The following is a 13,449-nucleotide window of genomic DNA, read 5'->3' as shown; positions in this document are numbered from 1 at the left end:
GATGCAATACAGGACTTTGGGCAACAGCGGCGCGGTTGTTTCGAACTACGCGCTCGGAACCATGACATTCGGGGCCGAGGCCACCGAGGAAACGTCCCGCGCCATCCTGGACAGCTACGTCGAGGCCGGCGGCAACTTCATTGACACCGCCGACGTTTACAGCGCCGGCGTATCGGAGGAGATCGTCGGTGGCTGGCTGGCCGACCGGCCCGAGGCGCGGGACCGGGTTGTGCTCGCCACCAAGGGCCGCTTCCCCATGGGGACGGCGCCGAACGACGTCGGCACGTCGCGCCGCCACCTCACCCGGGCCTTGGACGATTCGCTGCGTCGCTTGGGCGTTGAACAGATCGACCTGTACCAAATGCACGCCTGGGACCCGATCACACCCTTGGAGGAGACGCTGCGTTTCCTGCACGACTCGGTGAGCAACGGCAAGATCGCCTATTACGGCTTTTCCAACTTCCTGGGTTGGCAGCTGACCAAAGCCGTCCACGTGGCCAAAGCCTTTGGCTGGAGCGCGCCGGTGACGTTGCAGCCCCAATACAGTCTGCTGGTCCGTGAAATCGAATCGGAAATCGTTCCGGCTTCCCTGGACGCCGGCATCGGGTTGTTGCCGTGGTCTCCCTTGGGCGGCGGCTGGCTCTCCGGAAAGTACAAGCGGGATGTCCCGCCGACCGGTGCCACACGCCTGGGCGAAAACCCGGAACGCGGCATGGAAGCGTGGAAGGCCCGCAACGATAACCCCCGCACGTGGGACGTCATCGGGACAGTGGAAAAAATCGCCGCGGATCATGGCGTCAGTGCTTCCCAAGTTGCGCTGGCATGGTTGGCTGACCGGCCTGCCGTGACCTCTGTGATCCTCGGCGCCCGCACCACGGAGCAGTTGGCGGACAACCTGGCCGCGGCGGACCTGGAGCTCAGCCCGGCGGAAACGGACCGGCTCACGGAAGCAAGCCAACCGCAGCTCGGCGTCTATCCATATGGTCCGATGGCACAGAACCAGCGCAGCCGGAAGATCGAGGGCGGCCGCTAACGCCGGGCACCGGATTCGGCGCTGCACGCCCGAAGTCGATTGCCGGTGGCGCGGGACAGGCGTTGAATGTGCCACTGCGGGAGCGGCCGCAGACGGCTTCACTGTCGATGTCCTCTACGGAGACGCCGAGGGCTCGCAGCGCGTCGTGTCCCGTTTTTTCATCACGCCGGGACCTCCGGGCGCTGGGCACGACGACGGCTGGCTGCTGATGGTCTCGCGCCACTGGAACCTGGACTTGCCTGCGCCGCGCGAATGACCCGGGTTCGACGCCGGCCGGTAACCTAGCGGGTCTCGCTCTGGATCCTGTCCTTCACGCTCTGGGGCATCGTTGAACAGGCGTCGCTGTCGGAGCGCTGGTCCGCATGATTGTCGGCAGTATCTGTGATGCCGACCGTCCCGACGGCTCCCTGCCATCCGCCCAGCCCGACGAGCTGCCGGGGGACCCAAACGTTCGCGGCGCCGTTCACCAGGTTCCACACGGCGGGGTCGACGCCGGCGCCGAGGAAGATCCCGCCGTGAGGGTCCCGCCTGACCAGATCAGGCAGCGGAAGGACGCCCATCAGCTGGGCCGACTGATAATCGGACAGGTTCCAGGGTGGTGTTCCGAAGTAGTACCAACTGGCGGCGCAGACCCCGTAGAGGTGGGGGCCGAACTGGGCATAGTTCAGGTAGAGCTCCAAGGTGCGCTGAGGGCTCAGCGTGTAGCTGAACTGGGTAGCCAGGACAGCTTCAATTCCCTTGCGGACGGCGTTTTGGTCGTCCCAAAGGAAGATGTTCTTGACCAGCTGCTGGGGGATGGTGGAGCCGCTCGGGTCCGGCTTTCCTTCGAAGTAGGCCTGAGCCCTGGCCTGGAGGTCGCCGACGTCGAAGGCTCCGCTGCGCGTGCCGAGCTGTTCGTCCTCATGGGCGATAGTCGCAGCCAGTAAGTGCCGGCTCATGTGGTTGATCGAGACGAACTGGTAGACGTTGGGCTCACCGGCTTCCAGCATGTAGGCGGTGCGTGGCGGGGTGACGCCCATGCTGAACATGAAGGCGACGATTTGGACCAGGACGAGCGGGGCGATCAGCGCCAGGAGGAGCTTGCGGCGCCACCTGCGTTTGGATCGCTTGGCTTTCTTTCCGGCCGGCGGAACCGGCGGCTCGGCCCGGCCCGGCTCGGTCACATATCTCTTCCCCCGGTCTTGCGGCGCTCCGTCCGGCTCCGCGGGGACAGGCACCGGATAGCTGACGACCCGCGGCGCGCGCCGAGGGAATATCGGTCGTGTTGGAGTGTCCATCGGTCTGCCTTCGCTTCTCGTCCCGCGCGGTTGCCCCGGGAAAGGGGTAGAGGATGGCACGAAAGTCTACCGGGCCTTGCTGGTTGCTCTGTCCAGGCCACCGGCCCGGGCCCCGGTCGTTCCGGTGCGGCCGAAGATTGTCAGTACACTTACCGAAGTCATCATGAGCGAATCGGAGCAGCAATGACTTCTGCACGGACCTTTGAAACGATCGTCATCATCTTCAATCCCAACAGCACCGGGGATGCACCCAGGCTGGCCAAGGGACTCCACGACGAGCTGCAGGATGGTCTCGGCTACCCGGCCGAGATCAGGCTCCAACCGACCGCCCGCGCCGGCCATGCCGTCGAGCTGGCACGGGACGCCGTGAGCGGTGGCGGGGATGTTTTGGTGGTTTCCGTAAGTGGTGACGGCGGATACAACGAGGTTGTCAACGGCGTCATGCAGGGAGGCAACCCCAACGCGGTGTGCGCGGTGCTGGGAGCGGGCAATGCCAACGATCACCGGCGGAGCACACGCACCCAGCCGCTTGGGGAAGCGATTGCCGAGGGCCGGGTGCGGCGCATCGACCTGCTGCGTGTACACACCGGAAACGGATCGAATGCACCTGGAGAGTACGCGCACTCGTATGTCGGCTTCGGGCTGACGCCCATCGTGGCTATTGACCTGGAAAAGGGCAGCAAAGGTGCGCTGAAGGAACTGGTCTCCGTGATGCGGACTTTCTCGAAGTTCAAGCCCTTCGAAATACGCCAAGCCGACGGCAAGCGCCGCCGCTTCGACAGCCTCGTCCTGGCCAACATCCCGGAGATGGCCAAATATGCGACCCTCAGCGACGCGGACGACAAGCCCGCAGACGGCAAATTCGAAGTGGTCCTCGTTCCCCACAGCCCAAAGTGGCGGATCCTCTTGACGGCGATGCGGGCAGTTACCAGAGGGCTGGGGGACCAGCCCTCTGTGCGCAGCTACTCCTTCACTACCCTCAAACCCCTGAGCTACCAGATCGACGGTGAAGTGAAATCAGTTGATGCCGATACCGTGGTCCGGATTGAGTGTGCACCGGGGGCCCTGTCCACCCTGGGCTAGGAAGGCGTGGCACCTTGCCTGCCATAGGGCATGCTGATTGACTCAGGGGACGTCGCAGCAGGATCTGATGCATCCGCGCAGCGCGACGCCCCGGACTGGGGGACGGCCACCACGAAGGAATCCAATGACTGAAAGCAACAATTCGCCGAACAAGCCCGCGATGTCAGCGATGTGGTCCGACGGCCTTGGCCGGGCAGGGATCCGCTCCGGCCAGATCCTCTTGGTCATCACCCTAGCCTCGTTGATCCTGTGGGCCTTGACCCGCGTTCCGCTCGTCATGATCCCCGTCTCAATCGCGCTCATCCTCGCCGCTGCGATTTCGCCCCTTGTCCGTTGGCTGACTGTCCACCGCTGGCCCCGGGCGCTCGCCGTCGCAGCGTCTTTCGTGGGAATCCTCGCAGTCTTCGGCGGAGTCATCACGGGAATCGTTTTTCTTATCAGGGCGCAATCCAAAGAGCTGGTCGTGAAATTCACTTCCGGCATCGAGCAATTGCACGAATTCCTGAACAACGGACCGTTCAGGGTCAGCGACGAGCAGCTCCGGTCCGTGGCCGGTTCCATCGAACACTTCTTCACGAGCAGCAGCTTCGGCGCGGAGGCGCTGACCGGCGCCCGTACAGTGGGTGAGATCTTGGCCGGCCTGGTTCTGATGGTGGTGATCTTGTTCTTCTTCCTCAAAGACGGCGAGAAGATCAGGACTTTCCTCTTCGGTTTCCTTCCGGCGGCTCACCGCGGAAAGGCCCACCTCGCGGCGGAGCGCAGTGCCGCGGTGCTGGGTGGCTATGTCCGGGGGACTGCCCTGATCGCAGCGGTAAACGGTGCGATCATCGGGACCAGCCTGGCGTTCCTCGGTGTCCCGCTAGCGCTGCCGCTGGGCGTGTTCGTGTTCATCGGCGGGTTCATTCCCATCATCGGTTCCACCGCGGCAGGTACCCTCGCCGTGGGTGTCGCGCTGATCTCGAACGGTCCCGTGACAGCACTCATCGTCACTGCTGTCCTCGTGGCCTCCAACCAGCTTGAGCACCACCTTCTCCAGCCCTTTTTGATGGGTAAGGTCCTGAGCATCCACGGTCTGGCAATTTTGCTGGCCTTGGCCATCGGTACGATGCTCGCCGGGATAATCGGTGCGTTGCTGGCTGTACCCACGGCCGCTGTTGCCTGGACGGCCTTCAAGACATGGACCGGGCGCGGCGACACGGCGTCCGCGGTTGGCGAGCCCGCCGGTGGAACCGTCGCTTGAACTGTGCCTAACGAGGCCTAACCAACACGAGGCCTAAACGGCCTGCTCAGCTCGGAACGGCATCCATGACGCGTTCACCATTGAGGAATTCGAGCTGCCAGCCGTCCACGGGATGATGGCTGGCAAGGTTGAGTACGGCGTTGTCGATGCTTGGCAGGGCGCGGCCGATTGCGCGGCTTAGGCTCACGCGGAGGAGCGTTCCGTGGGCAACAACCAGGACGCGGCGGCCGCTGAACTCCTCAGCGAGCGCTTCCAGCGCGGCCAGGCCCCGGGAGGCTGCCTCGTCCTCGCTTTCCGCGCCGCGGAAACCACCGGGAACGCGGAGCGCTTCCAATTCAGGCCCGGCCTGCAGGCCCTCGGCAGGTCCAAAGCTGCGCTCAGTGAGCTCCGGCACCAGCCTCTCCACGTTGAGTCCCAGCCCTGCGGCGATCAGCCCCGCGGTCTCCGCGGCCCGGCTCAGCGGCGACGAAACGACGACGTCCCACTCGTAGGCGGACAGGACGCCGACGGCGTCGCGCGCCTGGCCGCGGCCGACGTCGTTCAGCGGAATGTCGGTGGATCCTTGCAGCCGGCGAGCGGCATTCCAGTCTGTCTGTCCGTGCCGGACAAGGGCGAAGGTAGTGAGGGGCATGCCCTCCATTCTGCCTTGAACCGATCCCGGGGGAAGCCACTGCCCATGCCTCGGACCGCGGCCATCGTGTAAGTGAACGCGGCATGAAGGTTCGGTCAACAAGCGTCGCGCAGCCGGAAAACCGGCCTGGGGCACCGCCCGGCCCTAATACCGTGGAGGCATGAAAGCCTCCCTTAAACACCGCGGTGCCCTCACCGGCGGAATCGTTCTCACCGTCTTTTCAGCGATCCTGAGCCCGGTGGGTCCCACCCATGCCGACCCTGCCAAGACCCACGACGACGGCACGGACCAGGCAGCCCACCTCAACCTTGGCGCCGCTGACCTCCCTGAGAACCGCACCGTGACAACCCTCGCCCCCGGGGTCACGTTGACCAAGATCAGCAGGGGCGGTGCCGACTCCTCGCTCTTCTGGACGGCCGAAGTGGCGATTCCCTCTGATTCGCCGGATCCGGACGCCCCGAAGTCGGCGCTCTCCGGCCAGGCAACTGCCCAGCGCACAGCCGACAAGCTCAAGGCCGCCGGCGTCGATGCCCGCGTCGAACACGTCCAGTCGCCGCAGCTTGCCGACGCAGGAGGCGATCTGGGCTTCCGGGTCCGCGCCGGCCACTTTGCCGCGCAGGCCGACGGCGCCTCCGTCGTCGCGAAGATCAAGACCGCGGGTTTTGCCTCCTCGGTCATCTATACGGGTTGGGACGGCGACTCCGATACCATCGCCAAGACGCGCGGACCGTGGAACCTGGATGTTGTCACCATCGACCCCGGCAAGTACGAAGGCCAGCTCGCCGCGTCATTCGGCCCCGACCTGGAGAAGCGGGAGACCACCAGCCAGCTGGCATCGGCCGCCCACGCCATCGCCGCCGTGAACGCAGGGTTCTTCGTCTTCGACCCCAAAGCCGGGGCTGAGGGTGACCCCGCCGGCGTCGGGGTGTATGGAGGCAAGGTACTCAGCGAACCCGTGGCCGACCGTCCTGCCTTCGTCATTGACGGAAAGAAGAACGCCAGCAGCATCGAACGGCTGACCTGGTCAGGGAAAATCGGCTCGTCAGCAGGAGAAGCCCCCTTGGACGGCATCGACCGGGTCCCCGGCCTGATCCGGAACTGCGGAGGCGCCAACGACCTGCCCACCTCGGGCCCGCTCCAGGACGTCACGTGCACGAACGCCAATGAGCTCGTCACCTTCACTCCGGAGTTCGGGCCGGCCACGCCTGCCGGCCCGGGCCTTGAAGTCATGGTGGATAGCCATGACACCGTTACTTCCGTCGCCGAGTCCCGTGGCGCCGCCGTTCCCGCCGGCGGACACACCATTCAGGCGACAGGTAAGGACGTCGCCCGGCTTCGCGCCCTTGCTCCCGTTGGCGCGAAACTGAAGATCGACGCCGGGCTGCTCGGCCAGGACGGCAAGCCCCTGCACACCAACAAGGCGACGAGCGTGGTCAACGGCGGGCCGTTGTTGGTCAAGGACGGCAGCGAGGACGTCACCGCCCGGCATGACGGCATGGTGCACCCCAACGACGGGAACAGCTTCTACTACGGCTGGGTCCACAAGCGGAACCCCCGTACCTTCGCCGGAACCGATGCCCAAGGCAGGACCATGCTGGTCACGGCGGACGGACGCTCGACTGCCTCGCTGGGGCTGAGCCTGAAGGAAGAGGCCGACGTCGCCGTGTCCCTCGGCATGGTTCAGGCCATGAACCTCGACGGCGGCGGCTCAACAACGGCCGTTGCTGACGGAAAGGTCCAGAACACTCCATCGGGAGGTGCAGAACGCGCCGTAGGAGACGCCCTCCTGGTGCTTCCGGGCCGCAAGGACGATCAGTAGGAGGATAGGCCTTCCGGGGGAACCAGCTAGATCCAGTCCCGCTTCTTGAACGCGAGGTACAAGAAGATCGAACCGCCGGCCATGAGTGCGCAGGACAACCAAAGGCCGTAATCGTTCTGGAAGCCGAAGAAGGGCACGTTCTGCCCGAAGAAGCCGGTTACGGCTGTGGGGACGGCGATGATCGCAGCCCAGCTGGTGACCTTCTTCATGACCAGGTTCATCTGGTTCCCCTGGATGCTGATGTGGGTCTCCAGGATGGTGGTGACCAAGTCACGAAGGGATTCAGTCCATTCCGTGGCACGCAGAACATGGTCGTAGACGTCCTGGAGGAAGGGCTGCATCGCGGCGCTGCAGCCCACCAGGTCGTCCCTCCGGAGGAGGGTGTTGAGCACTTCACGCATGGGCAGGACCACGCGGCGGAGCCGTACGAGGTTCTTGCGGAGTTCGAAGGTCTTGCGCTGGAGATCATGGTCGGGGGAGTGGTCGTCAAAAAGCGATTCTTCGATCGCATCGATGTAGCCATCGAGTTCCTGGACGGCGTCGAAATGCCCGTCGACGATCATGTCCAGGAGCCCCCAGAAGAGGAAGGGCACCCCGTGTTGGGCGAGGTCGGTTTCCGCGTCCCAGTGCGCCGTCAGCTTGTCCGTATCGAACTCCGGCCCGTGCACGGTCACCAAGGCGTTGTGGGTCACGAATGCCGAGATTTCTGCGACGGCCAGTTCCCCGGTGCCCGGCTGCAGCACCGCTTGGTAGGCCGAAAGGAACAGATGGTTCGGGTACCGGTCCAGTTTGGGCCGTTGAAAGTCGTGGACGGCGTCTTCGACGGCGAGGCGATGAAGCCCGTACACCGTTTCGACGCCGAGCAGGTCATCCGCCGTCGGGTCCGTGTAGTCGATCCACAGCACCGCGTCGTCCTGGCGGGCCAGGGCTTCGATCTCGTGGGCCTGGACGTCGTCGCGTTCGAGTTTGCCTTCGCGGTATAGCCGTATGAACACCATTTGGCCCATGCTACTGGACGCGGGTCCGTGCTTCCCGGACGGCGGAGTACGGATCAGGCCCTCGCGCGGAGCTCCCGCCGGAGGATCTTGCCCGACGCCGACTTGGGAATCACATCGACGAACTCGACCGAGCGCACGCGCTTGAAGGGCGCCACCCGTTCGGCAACGAACTCCGTGACGTCTGCGTCCTTGAGCTCAGCCCCCGCCTGCGGGACGACGAACGCCTTCGGTGCCTCTTCGCCGTCGTCCGTATGGATGCCGATGACCGCGGCGTCGGCGATCAGGGGGTGGGAGAGCAGGAGCGCCTCGAGCTCTGCGGGCGCGATCTGGTAGCCCTTGTACTTGATGAGCTCTTTGAGCCGGTCGACGATGGTCACGACGCCGTCTGCCGTGACGGTCGCGATGTCGCCGGTGCGGAGGAAGCCATCCGGATCAATCGTCGCGGCCGTTGCGTCGGGCCTGTTCAAGTAGCCGAGCATGACTTGCGGACCGCGGACGAGGAGCTGGCCCGGGGCACTTTGTCCGACGGCCGGAATCTCGATTTCTTCGTCCGTGGCCGGGTCGAGGAGCTTGCATTCGGTGTTGGGGACGGTGTAACCCACCGAGTCGAGGGGGACACGCTCGGCTCCGTCACGCGGGATGGCGTGGGATACGGGACTCAGTTCGGTCATTCCATAGCCTTGGAGCATGGCGCACCCGAGCCTGTTCGCGACCGCGTGCCCCAACTCGCCGTCGAGCGGCGCTGCTCCCGAAAGAACTGCGCGGACGGACGAAAGATCGTATTGGTCCACCAGCGGATGCTTCGCCAATGCGACCGCGATCGGCGGAGCGATGAAGAGGTAGGTGCAGCGGTGGTCCTGGGTGATGCGGAGGAACTCCGCGAGGTCGAACTTCGGCATCGTGACAAGCCTGGCCCGCTCGCCGAGGGCCAGGTTGAGCAGCACAGTGAGGCCGTAGATGTGGAAGAAAGGCAGGACAGCGAGCAGCACGTCGTCGGGAGTCACCCGGAAAAAGGCACTGGACTGTGCCACGTTCGCCACGAGGTTGTGCTGGCTCAACAGGACGCCCTTCGGCGTGCCGCTGGTGCCCGAGGAGTAGGGCACGACGGCGGCGGCGTGCGGATCGACGCTCAGCGTCGGCGCGGGCAGGCCGGCTTCAATAATGTCAGCGAGCGAGGGATGCCCTGCGGCCGAAGCGGACTCGTCCCCGCCGATGACCACGAGGCGCTCCGCCGGGATCCCCGCGGCCAGGGCCGCGGCCTCCGCACGCTCCAGGAACGGCGAAAAGGTGAAGAGCCAGGAAGCGCCGGCGTCCCTGAGCTGGGCGCCGGCTTCATCAGCGGTGTACAGCGCGTTGACTGTGGTGACGGCGGCGCCAGCCCGGAGGATGCCGTGGAACACGACGGCGAAAGCCGGAACGTTGGGACAGAAAAGGCCCGCGGTGGTCCCCGGACCGGCCCCGCGGTCAGAGAGCCAGCCCGCCGTGGCGTCGATCCGGCTGACGAGTTCCCGGTAAGTCATTTCCGCGCCGGTCATGCCGTCCACGAGTGCTGTCCGGTCAAGGTCCTCGCCGCCCAGGCCGCCGAAAAGATACTCATAAATGGTGACTTCGGGGATCTCGACATCCGCGTAGGGACTGGTGAACATTGCGGCTCCTTCAGCGCGTCAGACCGATGCAGGATGGTCGATCAGGGCCGGAGTATGCCAAGGACGCGTCCGCTCGCGTGGGGGAAGGGGGCCGTGGTGCCGTGTCGGGGCGGGAAGCGGCGGCATCGCAACAGGACTGGCCTGCCGCGCAACCGGGACCGAAGTGGTGGTTGCCGGTGCGCGCAACGGGACTTCGGGGCATAAATCCGAGATCAGGCCCATTCCTGCATATTCGCGGACATCACTGATGCCGCACACCGCGGCGCGCTTGTCAGGAAAGGACTTGGAGACAGCCACTACCGTTCCGTCCGGCGCCTTGAGCCTGAATCTGAAGCTCTTGTCCTCGTCGATGTAGAGTTCAAACGTCCCGGTCATGCGCATCCTCCTGAACAGCGGGCGGCGCGTGACGCCCGGTAGGTCTTACCGGGACCCGGGACGCGACGTTGCGCCCCGGCCGTTCCTCCGGCAAGTGGATCTCTGACTCACAGTGCGTGGTGCTCGGCACACGGTGTAGTTAACCAAACTACGGGCAAGAACCGTGGCTGGCTAGTGCAAAGGACGGCCCTTCGGTCACCGTTGCTCGAGGATCCGGTGTGCGGCGTCCTGGGCCGCCAGTGCCCTGTCGTCCACAAGCTGGCCCGGCAAGTGTCCCGCCTCGGCGATGGCCCGCCGCAGTTCCGCCACGGTTCGAGGGACGGCTACGCCCCGGTGCGCCATGGCGTGGCAGTTGGCGCAGAGCGGGACGAGGTCCGCTATCGGGTCCAGCCGGTAGTCACTGCCAAGTTGTGAAACGGGAACCACGTGGTGGACGTGGATGAAGTCTTTGCCGATGTCCCCGTAGCGCACTTCGAAGTTGAAGGTGCACACGGCGCAGGACGTTCCGTGGAAAGCGAGGCAGATGCGGCGGGCTTCAGGACTCTGCTCGTAGCGGTTCGCGTCAATCCGGCTGACCGCCCCTTCCGGGTAGGTCCCCGGAACGGTTGGGCACGCATCGGACGCTGCCGGCCCGTGTCCGCGCCACACCCGTTGGAGAGCACGTTCCGACTCTGACGGGATGGATCTTCCCGAACCGCGGAGGGTATTCCAGGCCACGTCCGGCACTTCGCTGGTGAGGACGCCCGGAGGAATCTGGCCGCCGAGGGGGAGCAGGGCGTCGAAGGCCACGCTCACGTACCGCGCGTTTTCGTTCGGCCGGTTGCGTTGCGGCGCTTCATAACTTTCGGACATGACGACGCCGTGTCCGATCAGCCCGCGCCCGTGGGCGCCTCGGCCTTGCAGGAGAAGCCAGGCGTGGTTGCCTGGCTGGACCTTCCGGTGTTGCCCGATGTCCCAGCGTTCCAGGAATTGACCGGTTTCGGCGACTTGCTCGATCACAGCGTCGTAGTTCCAGTCGTTCCAAAGCCGTGGATTCCATCCGAGGATGATGGCTGCCATGGCTGCTCCTCCTTGGTTGGCCGTGAATCTATGCGAGCCGGGCCCGGACTATTTCGCTGACGGCCTTGCCGTCGAACCGGCCGGAGACTTTCGCGGTGACAGGCTTCATCACGGCTCCCATCTGCTTGATCGTGGGTTCCTGGCCACTGGCCCTTAACGCAGCGATTGCCTCGTCGACGATTTCCTCGACTTCGGCGGGGGTGAGCATTGCTGGCAGGTATGCCTCGATGACCTCTGCTTCGGCGATTTCCGACGCAGCGCGATCGGCTTCACCGGCCTCCGTGTAAATGCGTGCAGTGTCCCTGCGCTTGGCGGCTTCCTTCTGCAGCAAGGCCGTCACCTGGGTGTCGTCCAGTTCGACGGGTGTCTTTCCTGATTTCTCACGCGTCTCGATTTCGCCCAGGACGTTGCGGACCGTCGTGAGCGCGGTTTTGTTGCGGTCCTTCATATGGACCACGACGTCGGCGTGCAGGCGTTGCTTCAGGGTGCTCATGGTCATTCCCGTCTACTTAGTGGTGGTTTTCATTCTTCACGGTTATCCAAAATTCTGCCTCCGGCGATCCCCCAAGAAGGCCGTCCGCGACGTAGCATCAAGGTAGGCGGCTGCCAGGAGTGTGGCGAAATGTTTGAGAGATTTACGGACCGTGCCCGTCGCGTTGTTGTGCTTGCCCAGGAAGAGGCACGCATGCTCAACCATAACTACATCGGTACCGAGCACATCCTCTTGGGACTGATCCAGGAGGGTGAGGGGGTTGCGGCGAAGGCTCTGGAGTCGATGAGCATTTCGCTCGACGGCGTCCGCGAACAGGTGCAGGAGATCATCGGCCAGGGCAGGCAGGCCCCGTCCGGCCACATCCCCTTCACTCCGCGCGCCAAGAAGGTGCTTGAGCTCGCGCTCCGGGAAGCCCTGCAGCTTGGCCACAACTACATCGGTACGGAGCACATCCTGCTCGGCCTCATCCGCGAGGGTGAAGGCGTTGCCGCCCAGGTCCTGGTCAAGCTCGGCGCCGACCTCGGCCGGGTCCGCCAGCAGGTCATCCAGCTGCTCTCCGGCTATGAGGGCAAGGACCCGACTGGAAGGGTCGCAGGACCTAGCCAGGCCGAGGTTGCTCCCGCCGGTTCGGTGGTGCTGGACCAGTTCGGCCGCAACCTGACCCAGGCGGCGCGGGAAAACAAGCTTGATCCCGTGATCGGACGCGAGCTGGAGATGGAACGCGTCATGCAGGTCCTCTCCCGCCGCACCAAGAACAACCCGGTGCTGATCGGCGAGCCCGGCGTCGGCAAGACGGCCGTCGTCGAAGGCCTTGCCCAGGCGATTGTCCGTGGAGACGTGCCGGAGAGCCTGAAGGACAAACAGCTCTATACACTCGATCTGGGCTCCGTAGTGGCGGGTTCCCGTTACCGTGGCGACTTCGAAGAGCGCCTGAAGAAGGTTCTGAAGGAAATCCGGACCCGCGGGGACATCATCCTCTTCATCGACGAAATCCACACGCTCGTGGGTGCCGGGGCCGCAGAGGGTGCCATCGATGCCGCGTCCATCCTCAAGCCTTTGCTGGCGCGTGGTGAACTCCAGACCATCGGGGCCACCACTTTGGATGAGTACCGCAAGCACATTGAGAAGGATGCCGCGCTGGAGCGCCGTTTCCAGCCGATCCAGGTCCCGGAACCGTCGGTGGCCCTCACTGTAGAGATCCTCAAGGGCCTGCGTGACCGTTACGAGGCGCACCACCGGGTGACCATCACCGATGGCGCGCTTGCGGCCGCGGCGAGCCTTTCGGAGCGCTACGTTTCGGACCGGTTCCTGCCGGACAAGGCGATCGACCTGATCGATGAAGCCGGCGCACGCCTTCGCATCCGCCGCATGACCCGTCCGCCGGAGCTCAAGGCGATGGATGCACGCATTGCCGAAGTCAAAATGGAGAAGGAATCGGCCATCGACGCCCAGGACTTCGAAGGCGCCGCTTCGCTGCGCATGCAAGAGCAAAAACTTGTCGCAGAGCGCCGGGAAAGGGAGCTCAGGTGGAAGTCCGGCGGCGCCGGCGGCCACTCCGAGGTCGACGAGGAACTGATTGCCGAGGTTCTCGCGAATTCCACCGGCATTCCGGTCTTCAAGCTCACCGAGGAAGAGTCCAGCCGCCTCCTCAAGATGGAGGAGGAGCTGCACAAGCGCGTTATTGGGCAGAACGAGGCGATCAACTCGGTTTCGCGTGCGATCCGCCGCACGCGTGCTGGCCTGAAGGACCCCAGGCGTCCGGGTGGCTCGTTCATCTTCGCCGGCCCCACCGGCG

12 protein-coding genes are annotated in these 13,449 nt (G+C 64.8%); 5 read left to right on the top strand and 7 right to left on the bottom strand.

Going from position 1 to position 13,449, the window contains the following annotated elements:
• Position 1: 1 nt before the first annotated feature.
• Complete coding sequence (locus tag L0B83_RS15875; RefSeq protein WP_234759572.1) at positions 2 to 1,033, top strand: aldo/keto reductase; 1,032 nt, start codon at positions 2 to 4, stop codon at positions 1,031 to 1,033.
• 281 nt (positions 1,034 to 1,314) lie between these two features.
• Here L0B83_RS15875 and L0B83_RS15870 read toward each other — a convergent pair whose 3' ends face one another.
• The gene (locus L0B83_RS15870; RefSeq protein ID WP_234759523.1) at positions 1,315 to 2,196 is read right to left on the bottom strand and encodes a transglycosylase domain-containing protein; all 882 of its coding nucleotides are present in this window, start codon (positions 2,194 to 2,196) and stop codon (positions 1,315 to 1,317) included.
• 297 nt (positions 2,197 to 2,493) lie between these two features.
• On the opposite strand from L0B83_RS15870, the gene L0B83_RS15865 reads away from it, so the two are divergent.
• Both L0B83_RS15865 and L0B83_RS15860 read left to right on the top strand, forming a co-directional pair.
• Complete coding sequence (locus L0B83_RS15865) at positions 2,494 to 3,393, top strand: diacylglycerol/lipid kinase family protein (protein WP_234759522.1); 900 nt, start codon at positions 2,494 to 2,496, stop codon at positions 3,391 to 3,393.
• Positions 3,394 to 3,517: 124 nt separating this feature from the next.
• Positions 3,518 to 4,633: an AI-2E family transporter gene (locus tag L0B83_RS15860; RefSeq protein ID WP_234759521.1), complete on the top strand. Its 1,116-nt coding sequence runs from the start codon at positions 3,518 to 3,520 to the stop codon at positions 4,631 to 4,633.
• Positions 4,634 to 4,679: 46 nt separating this feature from the next.
• Here L0B83_RS15860 and L0B83_RS15855 read toward each other — a convergent pair whose 3' ends face one another.
• Positions 4,680 to 5,264: a histidine phosphatase family protein gene (locus tag L0B83_RS15855; protein ID WP_234759520.1), complete on the bottom strand. Its 585-nt coding sequence runs from the start codon at positions 5,262 to 5,264 to the stop codon at positions 4,680 to 4,682.
• Between the two features lie 160 nt (positions 5,265 to 5,424).
• Between L0B83_RS15855 and L0B83_RS15850 the strand changes: the two genes are divergently transcribed.
• Positions 5,425 to 7,083, top strand: coding sequence for a phosphodiester glycosidase family protein (locus L0B83_RS15850; protein WP_234759519.1), 1,659 nt, complete (start codon positions 5,425 to 5,427; stop codon positions 7,081 to 7,083).
• A gap of 26 nt (positions 7,084 to 7,109) precedes the next feature.
• Here the strand turns inward: L0B83_RS15850 and L0B83_RS15845 are convergent, their stop codons facing one another.
• From L0B83_RS15845 to L0B83_RS15825, 5 genes are all read right to left on the bottom strand, one after another.
• Positions 7,110 to 8,081 carry a magnesium transporter CorA family protein gene (locus L0B83_RS15845; RefSeq protein WP_234759518.1) on the bottom strand — a complete coding sequence of 324 codons (972 nt, stop codon included), beginning with the start codon at positions 8,079 to 8,081 and terminating at the stop codon, positions 7,110 to 7,112.
• A gap of 53 nt (positions 8,082 to 8,134) precedes the next feature.
• Complete coding sequence (locus L0B83_RS15840) at positions 8,135 to 9,727, bottom strand: AMP-binding protein (RefSeq protein WP_234759517.1); 1,593 nt, start codon at positions 9,725 to 9,727, stop codon at positions 8,135 to 8,137.
• Positions 9,728 to 9,745: 18 nt separating this feature from the next.
• Positions 9,746 to 10,102: a YegP family protein gene (locus L0B83_RS15835; protein WP_234759516.1), complete on the bottom strand. Its 357-nt coding sequence runs from the start codon at positions 10,100 to 10,102 to the stop codon at positions 9,746 to 9,748.
• Positions 10,103 to 10,297: 195 nt separating this feature from the next.
• Positions 10,298 to 11,161 (bottom strand): HNH endonuclease, encoded by an 864-nt coding sequence (locus L0B83_RS15830; RefSeq protein ID WP_234759515.1) that lies wholly within the window; start codon positions 11,159 to 11,161, stop codon positions 10,298 to 10,300.
• Positions 11,162 to 11,189: 28 nt separating this feature from the next.
• Positions 11,190 to 11,654 (bottom strand): GatB/YqeY domain-containing protein, encoded by a 465-nt coding sequence (locus L0B83_RS15825; RefSeq protein ID WP_234759514.1) that lies wholly within the window; start codon positions 11,652 to 11,654, stop codon positions 11,190 to 11,192.
• Between the two features lie 129 nt (positions 11,655 to 11,783).
• Between L0B83_RS15825 and L0B83_RS15820 the strand changes: the two genes are divergently transcribed.
• The coding region (locus tag L0B83_RS15820; protein WP_234759513.1) for an ATP-dependent Clp protease ATP-binding subunit at positions 11,784 to 13,449 on the top strand (1,666 nt) is incomplete at its 3' end.

The organism is Arthrobacter alkaliphilus, assembly GCF_021483235.1.
In the GTDB taxonomy this organism is placed as follows: domain Bacteria; phylum Actinomycetota; class Actinomycetes; order Actinomycetales; family Micrococcaceae; genus Arthrobacter; species Arthrobacter alkaliphilus.
This window is presented reverse-complemented; position numbering and strand designations above follow the sequence as displayed.

What these genes read in the sequence shown, in the direction of transcription:
- L0B83_RS15875 (WP_234759572.1), top strand. Translation starts at nt 2, where the DNA reads ATGCAATACAGGACTTTGGGCAACAGCGGCGCGGTTGTTTCGAACTAC.
- L0B83_RS15865 (WP_234759522.1), top strand. Translation starts at nt 2,494, where the DNA reads ATGACTTCTGCACGGACCTTTGAAACGATCGTCATCATCTTCAATCCC.
- L0B83_RS15860 (WP_234759521.1), top strand. Translation starts at nt 3,518, where the DNA reads ATGACTGAAAGCAACAATTCGCCGAACAAGCCCGCGATGTCAGCGATG.
- L0B83_RS15855 (WP_234759520.1), bottom strand. Translation starts at nt 5,264, where the DNA reads ATGCCCCTCACTACCTTCGCCCTTGTCCGGCACGGACAGACAGACTGG.
- L0B83_RS15850 (WP_234759519.1), top strand. Translation starts at nt 5,425, where the DNA reads ATGAAAGCCTCCCTTAAACACCGCGGTGCCCTCACCGGCGGAATCGTT.
- L0B83_RS15845 (WP_234759518.1), bottom strand. Translation starts at nt 8,081, where the DNA reads ATGGTGTTCATACGGCTATACCGCGAAGGCAAACTCGAACGCGACGAC.
- L0B83_RS15840 (WP_234759517.1), bottom strand. Translation starts at nt 9,727, where the DNA reads ATGTTCACCAGTCCCTACGCGGATGTCGAGATCCCCGAAGTCACCATT.
- L0B83_RS15835 (WP_234759516.1), bottom strand. Translation starts at nt 10,102, where the DNA reads ATGACCGGGACGTTTGAACTCTACATCGACGAGGACAAGAGCTTCAGA.
- L0B83_RS15830 (WP_234759515.1), bottom strand. Translation starts at nt 11,161, where the DNA reads ATGGCAGCCATCATCCTCGGATGGAATCCACGGCTTTGGAACGACTGG.
- L0B83_RS15825 (WP_234759514.1), bottom strand. Translation starts at nt 11,654, where the DNA reads ATGAGCACCCTGAAGCAACGCCTGCACGCCGACGTCGTGGTCCATATG.